The 19,462-nt window shown below is 66.1% G+C and carries 17 protein-coding genes and 2 tRNA genes; 12 read left to right on the forward strand and 7 right to left on the reverse strand.

Annotated features, from left to right (window positions below):
- Positions 1 to 98 precede the first annotated feature (98 nt).
- Entirely contained in the window at positions 99 to 788 is a 690-nt protein-coding gene (locus tag A3OK_RS0116445) for a sugar transferase (protein WP_026597332.1), read from the reverse strand.
- 377 nt (positions 789 to 1,165) lie between these two features.
- Entirely contained in the window at positions 1,166 to 2,311 is a 1,146-nt protein-coding gene (locus tag A3OK_RS0116450) for a glycosyltransferase (protein ID WP_019905989.1), read from the reverse strand.
- Positions 2,312 to 2,562: 251 nt separating this feature from the next.
- Between A3OK_RS0116450 and A3OK_RS22980 the strand changes: the two genes are divergently transcribed.
- From A3OK_RS22980 to A3OK_RS0116470, 4 genes are all read left to right on the forward strand, one after another.
- The gene (locus A3OK_RS22980) at positions 2,563 to 3,333 is read left to right on the forward strand and encodes an HAD family hydrolase (protein WP_051092932.1); all 771 of its coding nucleotides are present in this window, start codon (positions 2,563 to 2,565) and stop codon (positions 3,331 to 3,333) included.
- Positions 3,330 to 4,559 carry a hypothetical protein gene (locus A3OK_RS0116460; protein WP_026597333.1) on the forward strand — a complete coding sequence of 410 codons (1,230 nt, stop codon included), beginning with the start codon at positions 3,330 to 3,332 and terminating at the stop codon, positions 4,557 to 4,559. The genes A3OK_RS22980 and A3OK_RS0116460 overlap by 4 nt, the downstream gene beginning before the upstream one ends.
- A 223-nt stretch (positions 4,560 to 4,782) precedes the next feature.
- On the forward strand, positions 4,783 to 5,541 hold the full coding sequence (locus A3OK_RS0116465) for an FkbM family methyltransferase (RefSeq protein WP_196805449.1): 759 nt from the start codon (positions 4,783 to 4,785) through the stop codon (positions 5,539 to 5,541).
- Between the two features lie 931 nt (positions 5,542 to 6,472).
- Positions 6,473 to 7,135, forward strand: coding sequence for a response regulator transcription factor (locus A3OK_RS0116470; protein ID WP_026597334.1), 663 nt, complete (start codon positions 6,473 to 6,475; stop codon positions 7,133 to 7,135).
- On the opposite strand, the gene A3OK_RS0116475 is transcribed toward A3OK_RS0116470, so the two are convergent.
- A complete protein-coding gene (locus A3OK_RS0116475) occupies positions 7,105 to 7,452 on the reverse strand; it encodes a hypothetical protein (RefSeq protein WP_019905992.1) in 348 nt (115 codons plus the stop codon). The two genes, A3OK_RS0116470 and A3OK_RS0116475, sit on opposite strands and share 31 nt — an antisense overlap.
- A 209-nt stretch (positions 7,453 to 7,661) precedes the next feature.
- Positions 7,662 to 7,735 (reverse strand) — tRNA-Gly (locus tag A3OK_RS0116480).
- Between the two features lie 345 nt (positions 7,736 to 8,080).
- Between A3OK_RS0116480 and A3OK_RS0116490 the strand changes: the two genes are divergently transcribed.
- The 3 genes from A3OK_RS0116490 (at position 8,081) to A3OK_RS0116500 (ending at position 9,107) form a co-directional block, all read left to right on the forward strand.
- Positions 8,081 to 8,728, forward strand: coding sequence for a Maf-like protein (locus A3OK_RS0116490; RefSeq protein WP_036303051.1), 648 nt, complete (start codon positions 8,081 to 8,083; stop codon positions 8,726 to 8,728).
- Entirely contained in the window at positions 8,725 to 8,931 is a 207-nt protein-coding gene (gene yacG, locus A3OK_RS0116495) for a DNA gyrase inhibitor YacG (protein ID WP_019905994.1), read from the forward strand. The genes A3OK_RS0116490 and yacG overlap by 4 nt, the downstream gene beginning before the upstream one ends.
- A gap of 100 nt (positions 8,932 to 9,031) precedes the next feature.
- Positions 9,032 to 9,107 (forward strand) — tRNA-Phe (locus tag A3OK_RS0116500).
- A 464-nt stretch (positions 9,108 to 9,571) separates the two neighbouring features.
- On the opposite strand, the gene A3OK_RS0116505 is transcribed toward A3OK_RS0116500, so the two are convergent.
- Both A3OK_RS0116505 and A3OK_RS22985 read right to left on the reverse strand, forming a co-directional pair.
- Entirely contained in the window at positions 9,572 to 9,997 is a 426-nt protein-coding gene (locus A3OK_RS0116505; RefSeq protein ID WP_019905995.1) for a hypothetical protein, read from the reverse strand.
- A 145-nt stretch (positions 9,998 to 10,142) separates the two neighbouring features.
- Positions 10,143 to 10,439 (reverse strand): hypothetical protein, encoded by a 297-nt coding sequence (locus tag A3OK_RS22985; protein ID WP_019905996.1) that lies wholly within the window; start codon positions 10,437 to 10,439, stop codon positions 10,143 to 10,145.
- Positions 10,440 to 11,060: 621 nt separating this feature from the next.
- Between A3OK_RS22985 and A3OK_RS0116520 the strand changes: the two genes are divergently transcribed.
- The 5 genes from A3OK_RS0116520 to A3OK_RS0116540 are packed head-to-tail and all read left to right on the forward strand — an operon-like array spanning position 11,061 to position 18,586.
- Entirely contained in the window at positions 11,061 to 12,440 is a 1,380-nt protein-coding gene (locus A3OK_RS0116520) for an SWIM zinc finger family protein (protein WP_019905998.1), read from the forward strand.
- Positions 12,440 to 13,987: a DUF5691 domain-containing protein gene (locus A3OK_RS0116525; RefSeq protein ID WP_019905999.1), complete on the forward strand. Its 1,548-nt coding sequence runs from the start codon at positions 12,440 to 12,442 to the stop codon at positions 13,985 to 13,987. Before A3OK_RS0116520 ends, A3OK_RS0116525 begins: the two co-directional genes overlap by 1 nt.
- Positions 13,988 to 13,990: 3 nt before the next feature.
- A complete protein-coding gene (locus A3OK_RS0116530) occupies positions 13,991 to 15,091 on the forward strand; it encodes an AAA family ATPase (RefSeq protein ID WP_019906000.1) in 1,101 nt (366 codons plus the stop codon).
- 10 nt (positions 15,092 to 15,101) lie between these two features.
- The gene (locus tag A3OK_RS0116535; RefSeq protein ID WP_019906001.1) at positions 15,102 to 17,429 is read left to right on the forward strand and encodes a DUF5682 family protein; all 2,328 of its coding nucleotides are present in this window, start codon (positions 15,102 to 15,104) and stop codon (positions 17,427 to 17,429) included.
- Positions 17,426 to 18,586: a VWA domain-containing protein gene (locus tag A3OK_RS0116540; protein WP_019906002.1), complete on the forward strand. Its 1,161-nt coding sequence runs from the start codon at positions 17,426 to 17,428 to the stop codon at positions 18,584 to 18,586. Before A3OK_RS0116535 ends, A3OK_RS0116540 begins: the two co-directional genes overlap by 4 nt.
- Before the next feature lie 165 nt (positions 18,587 to 18,751).
- Here the strand turns inward: A3OK_RS0116540 and A3OK_RS0116545 are convergent, their stop codons facing one another.
- Positions 18,752 to 19,369, reverse strand: coding sequence for a carbonic anhydrase (locus A3OK_RS0116545; protein WP_019906003.1), 618 nt, complete (start codon positions 19,367 to 19,369; stop codon positions 18,752 to 18,754).
- Positions 19,370 to 19,462 lie beyond the last annotated feature (93 nt).

Here is a 19,462-nt window from a genome sequence, read left to right on the forward strand (position 1 = left end):
GCACAGGACGCAGAGTCGATCGGGGAGACAATCCAAGACAACTTCCGCTGCGTGGCGACAGCGGAAGTTGTCTTGCTACGAACCGAATGCCTAATCGTTCAATAGACGCCTCTGGAAGCGACGACCGCCGGAACGGTCTTGAGCATGATCGTCACGTCTCGCAGAAGCGACCAAGTCCGGACGTATTCGCGGTCCAGCATGACACGTCCCTCATAGGAAACGTCATTGCGACCGCTACACTGCCACAAGCCTGTGAGGCCCGGACGAACCGCCTTGTAGTCGGCGATGGCGGCCCCGTAGCGCGCCATTTCTTCAGCAACGATCGGACGCGGCCCCACCAGACTCATGTCGCCACGAATAATGTTCATCAGTTGAGGCAGCTCATCGAGGCTCGTATCGCGCAAAAGCTTGCCGAGTGGCGTGATGCGCGGGTCGTTGCGAAGCTTGCGCGTCGCCTGCCACTCGAGCATCGCGTCCGGGTGCAGTGCGAGATGCCGAACCAGGGCGGCATCCGCGTCGACCACCATGGTGCGGAACTTCAGGCATCCGAACGGCGTGCCGCTCTTGCCAATTCGACGATGACGGATCAGGACCGGGCCGCGATCTGAGAAAAACACGGCCGCGGCGATAATGACCAAAATTGTACTGAGTAAGATCAGCGCCGTCGCCGCCAAGGTAATATCCATGATGCGCTTGGTACGGCTCGATGCAGCATGCGCGACAGGGTGCTGGAGCTCCGGAACAGGAGAAGCGCTGAGCGAGGCTTCAATCGGGTTTCCAATCAGCACGAAAACCTCCTCAAGAGAAATGAAATGATCACGATCCTGATAGATTCGGCTTGATCGAATAGCTGCGACACTGCTTTTGTACTTGGCAATCGCAGGTCATCGACATTCACCGACGTCAAATGTGCGAGGCGTAGTCCGATCTGAATTTGTTATTAACTTCTTGTTAACTATTCGATATCAATAATTTTTCCGCGAAGCGAGTATCGTCGTCTGGCGCCTGCGTCAGGATTCACAGCGGCATTGTCAGGCTTTCTCGCGACGAGAGGGTCCCCACAGGTCGACATGGCTTATGGACGGAGCCGATAGGATTCGACGCCATAGGGATTGGCCGATCGCCTTTTGCTGCAGTGCCGCATGGCCGGGATGGCCCGCCACTCTCAGGCTCGTTCAGGTTTGACCAAGACGAGGTTCTGATGCGGGACCGGCACTGTTCCTGCCCGTGACGTGACCGAGTCGATGAAGTTGCGCATGCGCCGCTCGAACACGGCGGTGGCAAAACGCTCGGCGTGGATGCGGATCGCCTGCGGATTTACCTTGAGAGTCTGCATCCGCTCGACCCCGTCGATGATCGCTTCGACGCTCTGCGTATGGAAGAACAAGCCCGTCACCCCTTCGACGACGGTCTCGGTGGCACCACCACGGCCGAAGGCCAGGACCGGCCGCCCGCTCGCCATCGATTCCACCGGCACGATGCCGAAATCTTCCTCACCGGGGAAAACGAGCGCGAAGGATTCAGCGTAGAGCTGCCGCAAGGTAGCGAAGGGCTGTGGTCCCAGCACGGTGACGGTCGGACCGGCTAGCCGGCGCAGTTCGTCTAGCATCTCCCCGCCGCCGACGACGATGAGGCGTCGGCCCATCCGGTTGAAGGCACGCACGGCGAGGTCGGGCCGCTTGTAGGGAACGAGCTCCCCCGCCATCAGCCAGGTCCCGTCCTTGCCCGCTTCGGGATCGATGTAGAAATCCTCCACCGCGACGGGCGGAGGGATCACCTGCGAGTCGCGCCGATAGTAGCGGGTGATGCGCTCCGCCACCGTGTGGGAATTCGCGACGAAATGATCGACCCGTTGCGCGGACAATGCGTCCCAGGAGCGGATGTAATGGGCTGCCGGCAGCATCAGGAGCCGCTTCAGGCGTCCGCTGGTGCGCCGATACTCATGGAACATGTTCCAGACATAGCGCATCGGCGAATGGCAATAGCAGATATGGACCGAGCCGGGAGGGGGAACGATGCCTTTCGCAGGTCCCGACTCGCTGCTGATGATGAGATCGTACTTGCGGAGGTCGAGTTGCTCCAATGCCATCGGCATCAGCGGCAGGTAGTTCTTGTAGAGTTTTGCCGCGAACGGTAATCGGCCGATGAAGGTCTGTGTTATCTGTCGCGCGCGGATCAGTGGACTGACCGCTTCGGGTCTGTAGACATGGACGAAGAGGTCGGCGTCCGGGTAGAGGCGGCAGAGGGACTCCACCACCTTCTCGCCGCCACGCATGCCGACAAGCCAGTAATGGACGATGGCCGTTTGCATCGAAGGCCTCAGGGTTAACGATTTCTGTATGTGGCGACGCTAGGGCCTCCGTCTCTCGCCGGTCTGTCAGACTATTCCCGACATCGGCCAGGAATTTACCGGATTTACCTGTCGGGCTGCGCGATGACTCTACGTTGGGGTGCCTGAGCAGTTTGGGCTCAGCCTGGATCGGCCCTCGGCCTATGCCTGGGGACATCGAGGCGGAGCCGTCACGGCCGGGCGCGCGGTGACCCTTCGTGATGAGAGGCGCTATGGTTCTGCCCGAGAGAGCTGCGGCACGGGTGGTGTCCTGCGACGTGTTCGACACGTTGCTCCACCGCGACCATCGATCCGAGCGCCGCCGCTTCCGCGACATCGCGGATCTGGCCTCGCGGCGGCTCGCCGTCGAGAAGGGAATCGCGCTTTCGTCGGCCGCGATCCTGCACGCGCGGATCGAGGTTCAGCGACATGCCTATCGGGCCCTCGATCTCGCCCGCCCCACCGGAGACGTCCGCTTCGCCGACATGATCGACGCGATGGCGCGGATCCTCGATCTCGACACCGATGCCGCGGCAATCCTGCACGATGCCGAGATCGCGGTGGAACAGGCGCAGCTGACACCGAACAAGGCACTCTTCACTTGGCTCACGGCGCAGGCGCGGGTCGGGTGCCGGATCATCGCCGTCAGCGACACCTATCATGAGGCGAGTACGATCGCGCAGCTTCTGGCCGCGCTCGCGCCACGGCATCCGGTCGAGCAGATCCACACCAGCGCGGACCACAACGCAACCAAGCGCACCGGTGCGTTGTTCGGGGCGGTCCTGCGCGCCGAGGGCGTCGCGCCGGCCGATATCCTTCATATCGGCGACGATGAGCGGGCCGATATCACGATGGCACGGGCCGCCGGCCTGCGGACGTTGCAGGTCGCACGGCCGCGCCACCTGATCTTCCGACGTCGAACCGACGCCGTTCAGTCACGTCTGGTCCAGGCTCTGCAGACGGCGCTCCAGCGCTCCGCCAGGACGAGGAGCGGCCTGGCATGAGAGCGACGACCGACCTCGCCACGATGGATGCTGAGCAGTTCGGACGCGCGGCGCTCGGCCCCATCCTGGCCGAGTTCTGCCAACGGCTCTGGCTGTTCGAGCGCTTCCTCCCCGAGCCCGGCGATGCCGCCCTGCTCTTCTGCGCGCGCGGTGGTCTGCGCCTGAAACTGGTCTACGAGCGCTTCCTCGCGCGCACCGGCCTGCCTGCACGGCTTCCCGCGGAGGCCCTGATGGTCTCTCGCCTCGTCGCGGCCCGAACCGCGGTGGCGCCGCCCCGGGATGGCGTGCTGGCCGAGTTGGGACGCGAATTCGCAGGGCGTCCGATGGGCGAGGCCGCATCGGCGCTCGCCCAATGCGATGACCTCGACCTGCCGCCATCCTGGCAGGCGCCGTTTCGCGCCAGCTCCTTCGCGACCCTGATCTGCGCGCAGGAGCCCGGAGCGAGTGCGCTGCGGCAGGCGGTGGCGCTCCAGGATAGCCGCTTCCGGGCTCATCTCGCCGCCTGCATGGCGGGCCGGCGCCACGGTATCCTGGTCGATACCGGGTTGTACGGCAGCACGGTGCGCATGTTGCGCGAAGGCGTGCCGGAAATGCGCTGGTCGGGCCTGCAATTCGCGCGCAGCAACTATAAGCGCTTCGCGGCACCGCATTTCGATTGCACACTGGGCGTGAGCGTCGAGAGCGACGTGTATAAACCGTGGGAGGTGCGGACTTCGGCGCTTCGGTTCTGGCAACTGATCGAGGCCGTGCTCGAGCCCGATCTGCCGAGCGTGCGGGTCTTTGCGGCCGCGCGCGAGGGAGAGCCACCGAAGTCGAACCTTCAGGTGGCGGATTGGCAAAGTCGCGTCGCGCCGCGGGAAGCAGGGCTCTTCGACGCCGCGCTCTCCTATATCGACGATCTCACCGCCGCCGACCTGCGCCGGCTTCCCGATGAGGCCGCGCGGGGCTGGCGATTGTTCAAGCGCCGCGTCGTCTGGCCCGACAGGCAGGCGGTCACGAGCCTCGCTCTCGAAGATCGCTCACGTGATTTCGGCCGCCTCGATCAGGTCGCGCAATTCGCCGCTCCGGCCGCGAGCAGTCTCCAGCAGATCCGCAACAGCCTGTGGCGAGAAGGAGCGGTAATGCGTGGGTTTCCCCGCATGGGTTACCTCGGCCTCATGATGATCGAACTGGCTCATCTCGGCCGAAGCCTCAAACACGAAGCGCTCGCCATGAGGCGTGCCTGACCCAACCGATGGAAGGGAAGCAGTCTTTTCCGACACGTTCGAGATGCACGTGATGCCATTCGGATGCGCCACGATTTTCAACACTTCCACCCTGCGGCCATCGAGGAGCGGTTGGAGGATATATTCGTAACGGCGAGATTTCAAAGAGTTCCGATGCTGTCATCGGAGCGAGCCAGGACCGCGATGCTTCATGCTCAACTCACTCAGCCCCTACATCCAGCAGATGCTGGGCCGCGCCTCGCACACGGTCGCGCACCGTAAGCGCCTGCGCCAGATCCTCTTCAATACGATGGCGAAGCGCACCGGCGGCGTCGCCCGTCTTCAGGAGATCGACGAAGTTCGATTTCTCGGCCACGCCTTCGCGGCACTGCCCAAGGCCAACGCGCAGATTCTTCAAGATCTATGGGTGGTCTTCGAGACGGGCGGCCAACGCGACGGTTACTTTGTCGAGTTCGGAGCCACCAACGGACGCACGAACAGCAACACCTACCTCTTGGAATCCGAGTATGGCTGGACCGGAATCTTGGCCGAACCCAACCCGGTCTGGCACGACGACCTCTCGCGCAACCGGGATTGCATCATCGAACATTGCTGTATCAGTGCCCGAAGCGGCGAACGCGTCGCGTTCCTGGCCACGGACAATCCCGAACTCAGCTCGCTGGTGACCTTCGCGGATAAGGATCACTTCGCTTCGGTGCGCAAGACGGCGCCGCAGATCGAGGTGCAAACGCTGTCACTCATCGATCTCCTGATCCGGCACGATGCTCCACGACGGATCGATTACATGTCGGTGGATACCGAGGGCAGCGAACTCGACATCCTGAAAGCTTTCGACTTCGAGCGCTACGATGTTCGCCTGCTCTCAATCGAGCACAACAATACCGCGAGCGAAAACGGAATCGATTCGTTGATGCGGGCGAACGGCTACGTTCGGCGGTTTCCGGAATTCTCCCAATGGGATGCCTGGTACGTGAAGCCGTGATCTCCTCTGCGGTCGAACCGAACGCGCGACGACGAAGAGGCGGTCATGAAGGCCAGGAGCGTGTGCGTATCTCCCCGGTTGAAACCATATCGCCCTGTCCCGCCGGATCTGTCGTAAGTCATCGTTCAATAATCGGTGCCGGATCGAAGGCTAGGTCGCGGCCGCGCCTCACGATGTGCGGGCCCTCGGCGGAGGCCGGGCCACGCTGATCGACGACTTTTCGACCGTCAGCCGGCTGCGATGGATGCGGCGCGCCGAACTGGTTTCGCGGAAGTGCCTAGGAATTCCCTCCGATCAGGACGGTCGGCCTAGCCGTACGAGCGTCGTGCCGGCGCATTGGCGGATGCACTACGCTCCTCGAATTCGCAAGATAGGAATGCCAACAATACGTATAACGCTACGTAGTTTATGGTCGACAACCAGTAATACTATTCGTTCGAGAACTGCCATTCGTACCTGCAATTAGAGCATGTAGATGCCGACAATCAATCCGTTGGCCGCGCATTGCGGATTCATAACCCCGCTACGCTGCAATGCCGCGAGAACTGGCACCAAATTTGCGATGCACCAATCGGCACATCCCCGATGCTGTGCGGCAGGCGCTGGAGTCTTGGCGACAGTCGCGTGAAGCATCGTGAGTGCTGAGAGGCATGAAAGCCATCAGTGATCTGCTTTTATTCCACTTCTGCGGAAGTGGATGCTGAGATCGTGATCAATGATAGAATTCATGATTGATATTGAACAAAATTTTGTGAGATTATACATTTGTTGTTTTAATTAATCGAAATCAACATGATTATTTAATCTTGGTAATTGTCGAATAGCTTTCGATTTATTCTTATTGTCTGAGCTCTAGTTTTGTGTCGAGATCTAATTTTATGAAAAAATCTACCGCGATATATTAACAGTCACGTATTGGAGGGTTTCTGTCATGGCTGATGCTGTGGGCGGGTTGCTGAAGCTTCTAATAGCAGACGGCTACCCTCTGTGTTTGTGCGGCGTCCGTGCGATGGTGCGGGATGGCGATAGCTATGAAATCATTCACGAAGCATCGTCCGGTGCGGAAGCACTGCGCCTCATCATCGCGCAGCAACCCGATATCGCAATCTTGGACATGGCCATGTCCGGCATGCAAGGCTTTACTGTCCTGCGGCGCATCAAGGCCGAGGCTCCGGACACGCGTGTCATCATCTTCAGCAGCTTCGAGGACGCGAGCCTCGTGCGCGAAACTTTGGCCGAAGGGGCGTGTGGTTACGTTCTCAAACGTTCCGCGCCCGAACACTTGCTACAGGCCCTCAACGCCGTGCGAAGCGGCGGCCTTTATATCGATCCGACGATTGCGTCGCATTTCGTCACCGACAAGAGAAGGATCGGCACACGCGGTGCCATGCCGCTGACAGAGCGCGAGCGTGAGGTATTCAGACTGATCGCGCTGGGCTTCACCAACAAAGAGGTCGCCGGCAAACTGGGTGTGACCGCGAAATCGATCGAGACCTACAAGAACCGCGCAAGCGAGAAACTGGATATCCGCAGCCGCGCGAAGATCGTGCAATACGCGATGCTTCAAGGCTGGCTCATCGGCCCGCCATCCTGAGAGCGCGACCACCGCTGCGGAATGATCTCGGGCGCATTGCCCTCGACGCTCCGGTCGATTTTTGCTCGGGCTTGCTCCGTGCGCTGGGCAATGACGCTGCGCAGGACGATGGCAGCGCCGTAACCGATCTGCAGAGCCACGATGGCGATCACCAAGGTGACCGGAAGGCCGAACGTATTCCCCAGCGCCGGTCCAAGTAAGGTTGCGGCCGCGACGATCACGCAGAAGCCGATGAGGATGACGACCAATCCTGAGACCCGTGCCAGAAAGCTGAGGAGCGCCCCCGCCGCGATCAGGCATGTCGACAATATCAGCATCGGATGGTCTCCGCCGGCACCAGTCCGACACTCGGAAAACGCGCGCTGATCCGCGACGTGACGTCTCTCGCCGATCATAGTACCGAGAATCTTACGGAAGGCTAATCCGATCGGCCGGCATTCGGCCGGCTGAAGGGGCCGTGTCAGGCCCCGGAAAATGCGAGGTCGGCTTCAGAAGATGGGAAAGGCCGGTGCTTCGACGCGTTGCTTGGAGCGGGCGGCGGGAATCGAACCCGCATATTCAGCTTGGGAAGCTGACGTTCTACCACTGAACTACGCCCGCATGCCGGCCGCCGTAAGGCCTGAAGAGGCGCATTCCGATATCCCGACGAGGCGGACCATACCAGAGCGGCCGGCATTGTCCACGGCCTCCTCCGAGGCCCGGTCGTCCAAGGTTTGGTCGTCCAAGACTCGGTCGTACAAGGCTCGGTCGTGCCGTTCAGCGAACGGTCCACGTTCCCAACGGCGAGGCTTTCCGATAGCGTGCCGCCGGGTTCGGCACATGGATCCGGACGAGCGCGCGGCCGGAGCGGTTGGTCCGCTCGGCACGGCGCCCACCTCCAAACATGCGGATCTTTGAAGTACACCGATGGACATTTCCTCCGCCCAGGGCGGCACGCACGCCACGATGATTGACGCGTCCGGCGAGACGCCGCGCCGCGGCCCACGCCTCGTCCTCGCTTCGGCGTCGCCGCGTCGGCTGGCGCTGCTGCAGCAGGCGGGTATCGAACCCGACGCCCTGCTGCCGGCCGATGTCGACGAGACGCCGCACAAATCCGAAGCACCGCGCGAACTCGCCCGGCGCCTCGCCCGCGCCAAGCTCGACGTGGCGGGCGATGCCGCCCGTCGCCGCGACGACATGCGGGACAGCTACATCGTCTCGGCGGATACGGTCGTGGCCGTGGGCCGGCGCGTCCTTCCCAAGGCCGAACTGCCCGATGAGGCCACGGATTGCCTGCGCCTGCTCTCCGGCCGCCAGCACCGCGTCTACACGGCGGTATGCGTGCTCTCCCCCAAGGGCAACCGCCGCGAGCGGGTGGTGGAAACGCGCGTGCGGTTCAAGCGCCTCTCCGGCCGAGACATAGAGAGCTACATCGCCTCGGACGAGTGGCGGGGCAAAGCCGGCGGCTACGCCATCCAGGGCCTTGCCGGAGCGTTCGTGGTCAAGCTCGTCGGCTCGCACAGCGCCGTGATCGGCCTGCCGCTGTATGAGACGATCAGTCTCCTCGAAGGCGAGGGGTTTCCCGTGCGTCAGGCCTGGGGAGCGATCGCATGAGCGGCATCGTGCCCTCCAAGGCCAAGCCCAAGCCCAAGGCCGAACCGTGTCCGATCTGTCGCAAGCCGGCTCAGCCGGAGTTCCAGCCCTTCTGCTCGGCGCGCTGCGCCGATATCGACCTCGGCCGCTGGCTGACCGACCGCTACGCGATCCCCACCGATGAGGACGAGATCGAAGACGACACGCCGCAACGTTCACCCTGAATCGATCTGATTGCAGGATGCGTGAGAAGGAGGCTGGACAGGTCCCCATCACCTCACTATACCCCCGCTCCAGTCGACGGCGCCGAGCGCTTCGGCGGATGCCCAGGTAGCTCAGTTGGTAGAGCATGCGACTGAAAATCGCAGTGTCGGCGGTTCGACTCCGTCCCTGGGCACCATTTTTCTGATACGGCCTTTGCCTTCAGAATACTGAGCCACCAGAGGCAGTTGTGAACGGCGGACCGTGCCATGACGGGGTTCCGCATGCTCCTCAGGTTGCCCGTCCGACGATGCGGTCAGGCCCAGCCGCGCTCAGGTCAAGCACCACATTTTCATCGACGTGAGGACGCGGGCAATGGGCCGTACCCTGTTGGTACGGTCGGGCTCAACACATCACCATTCCCCCGAGGATAGGAACGATCGGTTCCTTTCGAGGACCCGTGACCCGAAGTGAGGGAGGCGCCACAGAGGTAGCTGCGGCGGCTCTCGACCTTGCGTCAGCCCCTTTGAGTTCGATCCACCGAAGTCTCCCCGCGCGACCGCGCTGTAGTCATCCACCAGCCCGCACGGACCCCGCCCCAAGGCTCGGGGAGGCGACGAGGCAGCGAGGACGGTTTCAGTGCCGAGTGCCTGCTCTCGGCCGCTATCGGGCTCCAAACCGGGCGGCGACACCTGCGGCCTTCGACGCATCCAGCTTCTGCAACCGCGCCATGGCCCGCTCGGCGTCCCGCGTGACCGCCTCCCCGTGGCGGGCTTTGATGCAGTCGATCTCGTCCACGATGGCCTGCAGCGTGGCGAGCGCCGATGAGCCGGTGTCGGAGCCATGAGGGGCCGCCGTCTCGACGCCAGCCCCCTCGGCAGGAGGACCCACTCGTTTCGCGAGTTCCAGAACGGCCTCCGAGATGATCCCGAGCTGCCGCCCGAAGCTTGCCACGTCCTGGGTGACCTCCGCCTCGATCTCCGGCACACCCTGATACGGATACGGAGAAATCTCCTGGCTGACCGCCCCGCTCAGCGGGGCATAGAACGGGAAGCTGAACCACGAGAACCAGGCTGGGCTTTTGGACATGCCGCACTCCTCCAGGGGAAGGGAGCGCAATCTTCGCGTGCAATCCTCGCACGCTCAAGCTGCCTTTGACGGATCGCAATGGCGTGCGCCGCACCAAGCACCAACGTCATGCCTCAGCCCACTCGCGCCTCAGTTCAATTGCGCCTCAGGCAACCCGCGACCGTCGGTCATCCTCCGCCTTGTCGACGCCTTCGACAGTCCCTTGCTTGGCCTGTTCAGCGAGACCGCGCAGGGTGGCCACCATGGCATCCGCCTGAGCGTCGAGGGTCGGCATCTCTTGCCACTCGGAGCTGCGCCGACGCGCGATGAAAAAGGCCACCATCACTGTGCACAGGCTGCCCCCGAACGGCGCCAAGAGGACGGAGGCACTCACACCGAATGGCGCCATCATGGTCGCGGTGAGGAGACCGCCGCCGATCGCTGCGAACATCAAAGGGAGCATGCGTGGCCTCCGGTGCGGGACCGATGGCCCGAAGGCCGGCTGGTGCCGCGATCCTACCGGGACAGGGATAGCGCTTCGTTAAGCGACACGTACTGAAGCGTGCTCGAGTCCGACGAGCTTATTGCCCCCGGTCCGACTCTAATTGTCTCATGAGTTCTGCGAGCCGTGGGTCTAGTGGCTCATCGATCACCGGCTCGTACAGGGCTTGGAGTTCTGCTCCGAGGCGCCGCCGGGTCGTCTCATTCAGCGTGCCGTTGAGAGCCGTCGTGCGGGGCTTCGGCCGTGTGGGCTCGCGGTAGTCCTCAATGAGCATCGCCATTCCTTAGCCAAGCCAAGGATTGGGAACGCGAGGGTGAGACGAAGGTTCAATATCGCGCCGTTGGCCGATCGGGAGCGGAATGCCGCGAAGGAACGCGACGATCCGATCCTGTAAACCGGCCCGGTCCAGACGCGCGAGAGCCGCATGTCTGCAACCATGCCGCGCCATTGATTTGGCTATATAAATGCACGACGATGCACTTATCAAAGGCTCAGACAGTATAAATCCATGGTTGCATTGTGATCTTGAGCGGCTAAGCTCCGGCGTGCAAGCCTATTCCGGGACCGCAATCCTATGGTCGCATGAGCCTGACGTCGTCGCAGATCCTCGACCTCGCTCCCGATGCGTCGAGCCGCAAGGCCGGTCAGGATCAGGCAAAGGCCGCCGGATGGAGTGGGCTCGGCCGGGCGGGCGACGTCGTGTGGGGGGAGATCAAGGGCAGCGGAGCGACCCCCTATCGCACGGTCGCCGACGTCTCGGGACCGTCATCGAAATGCACCTGCCCGAGCCGGAAGTTTCCCTGCAAGCACGCCCTTGGCCTGATGCTGGCGAACTCCGCCGCGCCGCTGGTCGAGGCCGCGCCGCCCGATTGGGTTGCCGCGTGGATTCAGGCGCGGGAGAGCCGTGCCGCATCCACCGAAGGCCGGTCCCGGGAGACCGCGCCGCCGATCGACGACAAAGGGCAGGCCAAGCGTCGCCGGGCCCGTGAGGGCAAGGTCACGGGCGCCCTCGACGAACTCGATCTCTGGCTCGGCGATCTCATGCGTCGCGGTCTCGCGACGGTGCGCCGCGAGCCTTACGCATTCTGGGACCGGATGGCGGGCCGGCTCGTCGACGGGCAGGCCTCCGGTCTCGCCCGCAGGGTCCGAGCCATGCCGGGCCTCGTCGCGGCCCCGCCCGAAGCGGGCGCGGCACGACCGGAAGCGGCCCTCGCTCTCGCCCTCGGTCGCCTCTCCCTGCTGGTGCGGGCAGCACGACGGCTGGACGCGCTGGCGCCCGAACAGGCGGCGGGCGTGCGCGCCGCGATCGGCTACCCCGTGACCGCCGACGAGATGGCCGGCCGTCCCAATCGGATCGACGATTGGCGGATCCTCGCCCACGTGGTCGAGGAGGAGGACAAGCTCACCGCCCGGACCGTCTGGCTCGTCGGGCGGAAGGAGGGTGCCCTGGCTCAGGTCATCGATTACGGTACGTCGGGCTCGCCGCTGCCTCCGGTCCCGGCTGTGGGGCAGGAATTCTCCGGCGCGCTCGCCTTCCATCCCGGCGATCCGCCGCTGAGGGCGGTTTTTCGCGAGGGACGCACGCTGCCCATGCCTGCCGGCGCCCTCCCCGTGCCTGCCGACGTCTTGCCCGGCGCCACCAGCGTCGCCGTCGCCCTCGACGGATTTGCCGACGTTCTGGCTCGGGCGCCCTGGATCGAACGCTGGCCGGTTCGGCTGTCCGGTCTGCGGCTCGGCCATGTGGCGGATGGCGCATTCGCGGCCGGCGACGCGACCGGGCGCGTTGTGCTCCGCCCCTCACCGCACCTGCCCGCCCTGATGGCGGTCGCGGCCGGCGGTCCGGTCGATCTCTTCGGGCTCTATGACGGGTTCGGGCTCGCTCCTCTGGCCCTGGTGGCCGATGGACACCTCTATGCAATCCCCGCCCGGGATCCTCGCCCGATCCTGATGAGGGCGGCCTGATGAGCATCGGCGCGTCCGGCATCGACGATTGGGAGACGGCCCTCGTGACCGCCCTGCTGGGGGCCGACCGCGCGCCCGCTTCCGCCGAGATCGAGACGGTCGCCGGCGCCCTGCCGCGCGGTGAGCCGGGCGTCGCCCTGCTGGCGCGGGTCGCGGTATCGGGCATCCATCATCTTGCCGGTGCCGGCCTTGCGCCCGAGGCCTTCACGCCGGTGCCGCCGCGCGAGCCGGAAGGCCGTCCCTGCCCGCAAGCTGCCGCAGCGCGGCTCGGCCTGCTCCTCGCCGGCGGCCATGCGGCGCGGGATCGCCTGAAGGAATGGTGCGACCTGGCCGCAGCGGCGGGCGTGCGGGCGCCGCCCTGGCTGCTTCCCGCCCTGGCATCCCATCGCAGAGACTGGAAGCAGGCGATCGACGCGATCGCGGGCGAGGAACTGGACTGGCTCGACAAGGCCTGTACCGGCGGAGGCGCAGGGGCGGAATCGTCAATCTCGGAGGGAACGGACGAGAGGCCGGCCGAGCGACGGGCGGGTTTCGTCGCCTTCCGCCTGCGCGATCCGGAGGGAGCCCGCCTCGAACTGGAGGCAGGCTTGCGCGCCGAGAAGGCGGAGATGCGCCAAAGCCTCGTCTCGGCCCTCGAAATCGGCCTGTCGGAGGCCGACGCGCCCTTCCTCGAAACCTGCCTGGACGATCGCGCAAGCGGCGTGCGCTCGGCGGCGCAGGCCCTGCTGCCGCGCCTGACCCGTTCGCTGTTCGCCTCGCGCATGGCGGCGAGGGCCAGGACGGCCCTCGTGATCGAGAGCAGTCGAAAGTTCTTCGGCGGGACGAAACACCAGTTGGTGGTCACCTTGCCGGAGGAGTCGCCGACGCTCGCCCGCGACGGGGTCGAGCCGAAAGCCTACGAACGGCATGGCGGCGGCACGAAATCCGGCCTGCTTCGCGATATCGTCGCCGCAGCACCGCTCCACGCCTTTTCCGAGCATCCGCCAGGGCTCTGGATCGAAGGGGCGCTGCGCAGCGAGTGGCCGATACCCATCGTCGAGGGCTTCCTCGACGCCATGCGCCGCGAGCGCGATCTCGACTGGGCACGGGCATCGGTCTCGGTGATGGGCGAGGGTTCAGCCGGCCGCATCTCCGGCATCAGGCCGAACGATTCCCTTCGCGAGATCTGGTCCCGCGCCGCGCGGCTGCTGCCCGATCCGGAATGGGAGGCGACGGTGGCGAAGGTGCTTCGGACGGGCGAGGCCGCGACGATCCTCGTCATGCTGCGGCAGGCCCCCCCGGCCTTGTCGAAAGCCTTCACGGCCCCCCTCCTCGACTGGCTCGCCTCGGTGACGCGGGGCTCGGCCTCCGGTCGCCGCGATCTCGCAGCCGCTCATATGCTCCACCGCCTCGGTGAATGGGCTTGGCCCGACGACGAGACCGCAGCCTCCGCCGCCGCCATCCTCGCCCGGCTGCCGGACGAGTCCGATGACCACCTGCGCCACCAGGTCTCCGAATTCGCAGAGACCCTTGCGATGCGCGCCACGATCCGACGGGAGTTCGCTTAAGGCATGAGTCAGAGCAACGGGACCAAGCCCGCGCAGCTGCGCCGGGCCGCCGAGGATGCCTTCGCGGAGGAATTGGAGGCGCTGCGCAGCGCCGACGAAAGACCACGCCCGCCGAACTGGCTGCTCTCGCCCCAGGCCGTCGTCACTTACCTGATGGGCGGACGGCTCGGATCCGGCTTCGAGGTCACGCCGAAATACATCGGCGACCGGCGCCTGATGGAAGTGGCGGTGGCGACCCTGGCCACCGACCGGGCGCTCCTCCTCCTCGGAACCCCCGGCACCGCCAAGAGCTGGGTCAGCGAGCATCTGGCGGCGGCGATCTGCGGCACCTCGCGCCTTATCGTGCAGGGCACCGCCGGCACCAGCGAGGAATCGATCCGCTATGGCTGGAACTATGCCCTGCTCCTCGCCAAGGGGCCGAGCCGCGAGGCCGTGGTGGCGAGCCCGATCGTGCGCGCCATGGAAGAGGGCAGGATCGCCCGCGTCGAGGAGCTGACCCGCATCCCGTCCGAGACGCAGGACAGCTTCATCACGATCCTCTCCGAGAAGACCCTGCCGATTCCCGAACTCAACGAGGAGATCGCCGCCGCCAGGGGCTTCAACCTCATCGCCACCGCCAATAACCGCGACCGTGGCGTCAACGAATTGTCGAGCGCCCTGAAGCGGCGCTTCAACACCGTGGTACTGCCCCCGCCGGCCACCATCGAGGCCGAGATCGCCATCGTCGAGAGCCGGGTGGCGGCCCTCGGGCGCGCCTTCGAAATCCCGGCGGAGCCGCCCGGCGCGGACCAGATCCGCCGCGTCGTTACCATCTTCCGCGAGCTGCGACAGGGCGTGACGGCCGACGGCAAGAACAAGGTCAAGCAGCCCTCCGGCACGCTGTCCACGGCCGAGGCGATCAGCGTCGTCGGCAGCGGGTTGGCCCTGGCCGCTCATTTCGGCGATGGCCGCCTCTCGGCCCACGACCTCGTCTCCGGCATCGCCGGCGCGGTGATCAAGGATCCGGTCCAGGATTCCATCGTCTGGCGCGAATATCTCGAGACCGTGGTCAAGGAACGATCGGAGTGGAAGGATTTCTACCGCGCCGCCCGCGAGAGCGCCTGATCCGCCTCCCATGTCCGGCACCCCGTCCGACATCCGCATCTTCGGCATCCGCCATCACGGGCCGGGCTCGGCTCGCTCGCTGCGGTCCGCGCTCGATGCCTTCCGGCCCGATTGTCTCCTCATCGAGGGGCCGCCGGATGCCGACGCCCTGATCCCCCTCGTCGCCGACCCGGCGATGGTGCCGCCGGTCGCCCTGCTCGTCTACCGGGCGGACCGGCCGCAGACTTGCGCCTTCTTCCCGTTCGCGGCCTTCTCGCCCGAATGGGTGGCGATGCGGCATGGCCTCGCCCAGGGGGCGGCTCTGCGGTTCATCGACCTGCCGCACGCGATCCGGCTCGTCGACGGGTTCGGATCGAGAGAGGCTGCGCCGGCCGAAAGCGATGCGGTCCCCGCAGTTCCGGCGGCCGACGAGGCGACGGCCGGAACGCCCCTCGCCATCCGGCGCGATCCCCTCGGCGAACTGGCCGAGGCCGCTGGCTTTGCAGATGGCGAGCGATGGTGGGACGCGTTCATCGAGAGCCGTGCGGGCGAGGACGGCGACGTGTTCGCGGCGATCCACGAAGCCATGGCGGCCCTGCGCGAGGGAGCGGACACCGACTCGGCGCGAAGCGCCGATGAGGAGGCGTTTCGCGAGGAGGCCCGCGAGGCGCATATGCGAACCTCGATCCGCAAGGCGGCACGGGAGGGTTTCGCGCGCATCGCCGTCGTCTGCGGTGCGTGGCACGCGCCGGCTCTCGCGCGACACGATGCCAAGGGACAGGTCGGCCTCGATGCCGCGACCCTGAAGGGGCTGGCCCGGACCAAGGTGGCCTGCGCCTGGGCGCCCTGGTCCTATGAGCGCCTCGCCACCGCCAGCGGCTACCGGGCCGGGGTGTTGTCGCCCGAATGGTACGATACGCTGTGGAACCACGAGGATCGCGTCGCCGCGCGCTGGCTCGCCCGTGCGGCGTCTCTCCTCCGCGCCGAGGATCTCGATGCTTCGCCGGCCTCGGTGATCGAGGCTGTCCGCCTCGCCGACGCCCTGGCCGGATTTCGCGGACGGGCGCGCCCCTCCCTCGACGACCTGCACGAGGCGGCGCAGGCGACCCTGTGCTTTGCCGACCCGGCACCGATGGCGCTGATCCGGCGCAAGCTCGTCATCGGCGAGCGCCTCGGCACCACCCCGCCGGACAGCCCGGGCACGCCGGTGGAGGCGGATTTCACGGCGACCTGCAAGAGCCTGCGCCTCAAACCGGAGGCGGTCGCGGGCGATCTCGTCCTCGACCTGCGCAAGGATATCGACCTCGCCCGCAGCCACTTCCTCAACCGGCTCCGCCTCATCGGCATCCCCTGGGGGCAGCGCCGGCAGGCGCGCGGGCGAGGCACCTTCAAGGAGGCGTGGTTCCTCTCCTGGCAGCCCGAATGGGTGGTCGACCTCGTCGCCGCCTCGGCCGATGGCGGCACGGTGGCGGAGGCCGCCGCCAGCCGGGTGCGGCTGCGGGCCCGTGAGGCGACCCGCGTCGCGGAGCTGTCGAGCCTCATCGGCACGCTCCTCGACGCCGATCTCGCCGGGGCAGCGGATGACCTGATCCACGCCCTCAACGACCGCGCCGCCGTCTCGGCGGACGTGTTCGACCTGATGGAGGCGCTGCCGCCGCTCGCCGAACTCGCGCGCTACGGCTCCGTGCGGTCCGCCGATACCGGGCCGGTGCTGGGCGTGGTGCGCGGGCTGGTGCCGCGCGCCGCAGCGGGACTTAACGCCGCCTGCCAGAGCCTCGACGACGAGGCCGCAGCGTCGGCCATGGCACGGATCGTCGGTGTCTCCGCCGCGATCGCGCTCCTCGAGGAGCCCGACCTGTCAACGACCTGGAACGAGGCCCTTCGCGGCCTCGCCGACCAAGCGCACGTGCATGGCCGCGTCGTCGGCCGCGCCGTGCGGCTCCTGTTCGACGGTGGCCTCCTCACCGCAGCACAGGCCGGCGACCGGCTCCGCCTCGCCCTGTCCCGCGCGTCCGGCGCGGCCGCGGCCGCCGCCTGGATCGACGGGTTCATGGAGGAGAGCGGCATGGCGCTGATCCATGGCGGCACCTTGCTCGCCGTTCTGGACGATTGGCTCTCCGGCCTCGACGCGACCATCTTCACCGAGCTGCTGCCTCTCCTGCGCCGCACCTTCGCGACGATCCCGCAGGGCGAGCGGCGGGCCATCGGCGAGGCACTCGTGCGTCCCGGTGAGAGCGTCACCGACGGTGAGGGGACGGGTCGCTATTTCGATGCCGAACGCGCCGCCAGGGTGCTCCCGATCCTGCGGCTTCTCCTCGGCCCCGAATCGCTCCCCGCGACCACGGAGGATGCATCATGAGCGAGACCGAACGTCTGCGCCGCTGGCGCCTCGTTCTCGGCGGAGGCGCGGCGGACGGCACCGGGCACGGACTTTCCGGCCGCGATGCCGGCATGGACCGGGCGCTGGGCGCCCTCTACGATTCCGACCGGAAGGGCAGCCTCGGTGCCTCGTCCCCGTCCGTGCCGCGCTGGCTCGGCGACATCCGCGACTATTTCCCGACCTCCGTCGTGCAGGTGATGCAGCGCGACGCCTTCGACCGGCTCGATCTCAAGCGCATGCTCACCGAGCCCGAGATGCTGGAGGCGGTGATCCCCGATGTCGCCCTGGTCTCGACGCTGATCTCCATGCGCGGGCTGCTGGGCGGCAAGACCAAGGAGACCGCCCGGCTCGTGGTGCGCAAGGTGGTGGAGGCCCTGATGCGGAAGCTCGAAGAGCCCCTGCGCCAGGCGGTGACCGGTGCCATCGACCGTGCGAGCGTGAACCGGCGGCCGCGCCACGCGGAGATCGACTGGAACCGCACCATCCGGGCCAACCTGCGCCATTACCAGGCCGAGTACCGCACCATCATCCCCGAGACCCGGTTCGGCCACGGACGACGCCAGAGCGCCAGCCTCAAGGACGTGATCCTGTGCATCGACCAATCCGGCTCGATGGCGAGTTCGGTCGTCTATTCGAGCATCTTCGGCGCGGTGATGGCGTCGCTGCCGGCGGTGTCCACCCGGCTCGTGGTGTTCGACACCGAAGTGGTCGACCTCTCCGACGCGTTGGAGGATCCGGTGGAGGTGCTGTTCTCGGTCCAGCTCGGCGGCGGCACCGACATCAACCGGGCGCTGGGCTATTGCGAATCCCGGATCACCCGACCCGAGGACACGATCCTAGTCCTGATCTCGGACCTCTACGAGGGCGGCGTCGAGGCCGGCCTCCTGTCGCGCGCCCAGCGGATGGTGGCGTCGGGCGTGCAGGTGGTGGCGCTGCTGGCTTTATCGGACGAGGGCGCGCCGTCCTACGACCGGGCGCTGGCCGGCCGTCTCGCCGCCCTGGGCGTGCCCGCCTTCGCCTGCACGCCGGACCTGTTCCCCGACATGATGGCGGCGGCGATCCGGAAAGCGGACCTCACGGCCTGGGCCGCCTCAGCCGGCATCGCCGCCATCCCAGCCGCAGGTGGGCCCGGATGAGCCGAGCCCCCTGATTCCGATATGGCTCCTTACGCCGATGCAATGACAGTGAGGCTGGGTCTCCCGCCAGGCAGGGCCGGGTGAGACGTCCTCGCCCCTCGCAGCCTCCGTTTGGGAATCCGGCGGGACCGGGTCGGCGACGCGGCGCGCCCTATCGGAGCCGATCTATCCGAGATGAAGCGGCGGCGTGGGCCGGCCGGCTTCGCTGGCCGCGGCGTTCTCGTTCAGGCGTCCCGTGGCGACGTCGTAGACGAAGCCGAAGATCGGGATGCGGGTCGGCACGAGGGGATGCGCGCGGATGCGCCGGACATCCGACGTGACGGCGTGGCTCTGCTCGGGGATGGTCAGCCAGTCGATGTCGCGGCCGGCCGGTGAACCGCCGCCATGCTGCGGATTCGACCATACCGTGCCGTCGAAGGTGGCGGTGTCGAGATTGTCGGCGAGGAGATCGCCGATGGTGGCATCGGTGAACAGCTCCATGCCGCAATTCGTGTGGTGGATCACGAAGAACGCCTCGGTGCCGAGGAGCTTGTGCGAGATCACCAGCGAGCGGATCGCATCGTCGCTGGCGCGTCCGCCGGCATTGCGGATCACGTGCGCGTCGCCCTCGCTGAGGCCGGCATATTTCGCCGGATCGAGCCGGGCATCCATGCAGGTCAGGATGGCGAAGCGGCGGCGCGGCGGAAGGGCGAGGCCGCCCTTGTCGAAGGCCTCCGCATAGCGGTCATTGGCCGTGCGAATGTCTCGATAGGCTTCGGGCTCGGCGGCGATGTCGGCGGACATGGATGGCAAACCTCGATGCGGACGATGGCGTGGCTGAACATGGCGGCGACGCCGCCGAGATGGGCGGCGTCGGAGATCCCGTGCCGAACTTCG

It is taken from the genome of Methylobacterium sp. 77, assembly GCF_000372825.1.
In the GTDB taxonomy this organism is placed as follows: Bacteria; Pseudomonadota; Alphaproteobacteria; order Rhizobiales; family Beijerinckiaceae; genus Methylobacterium.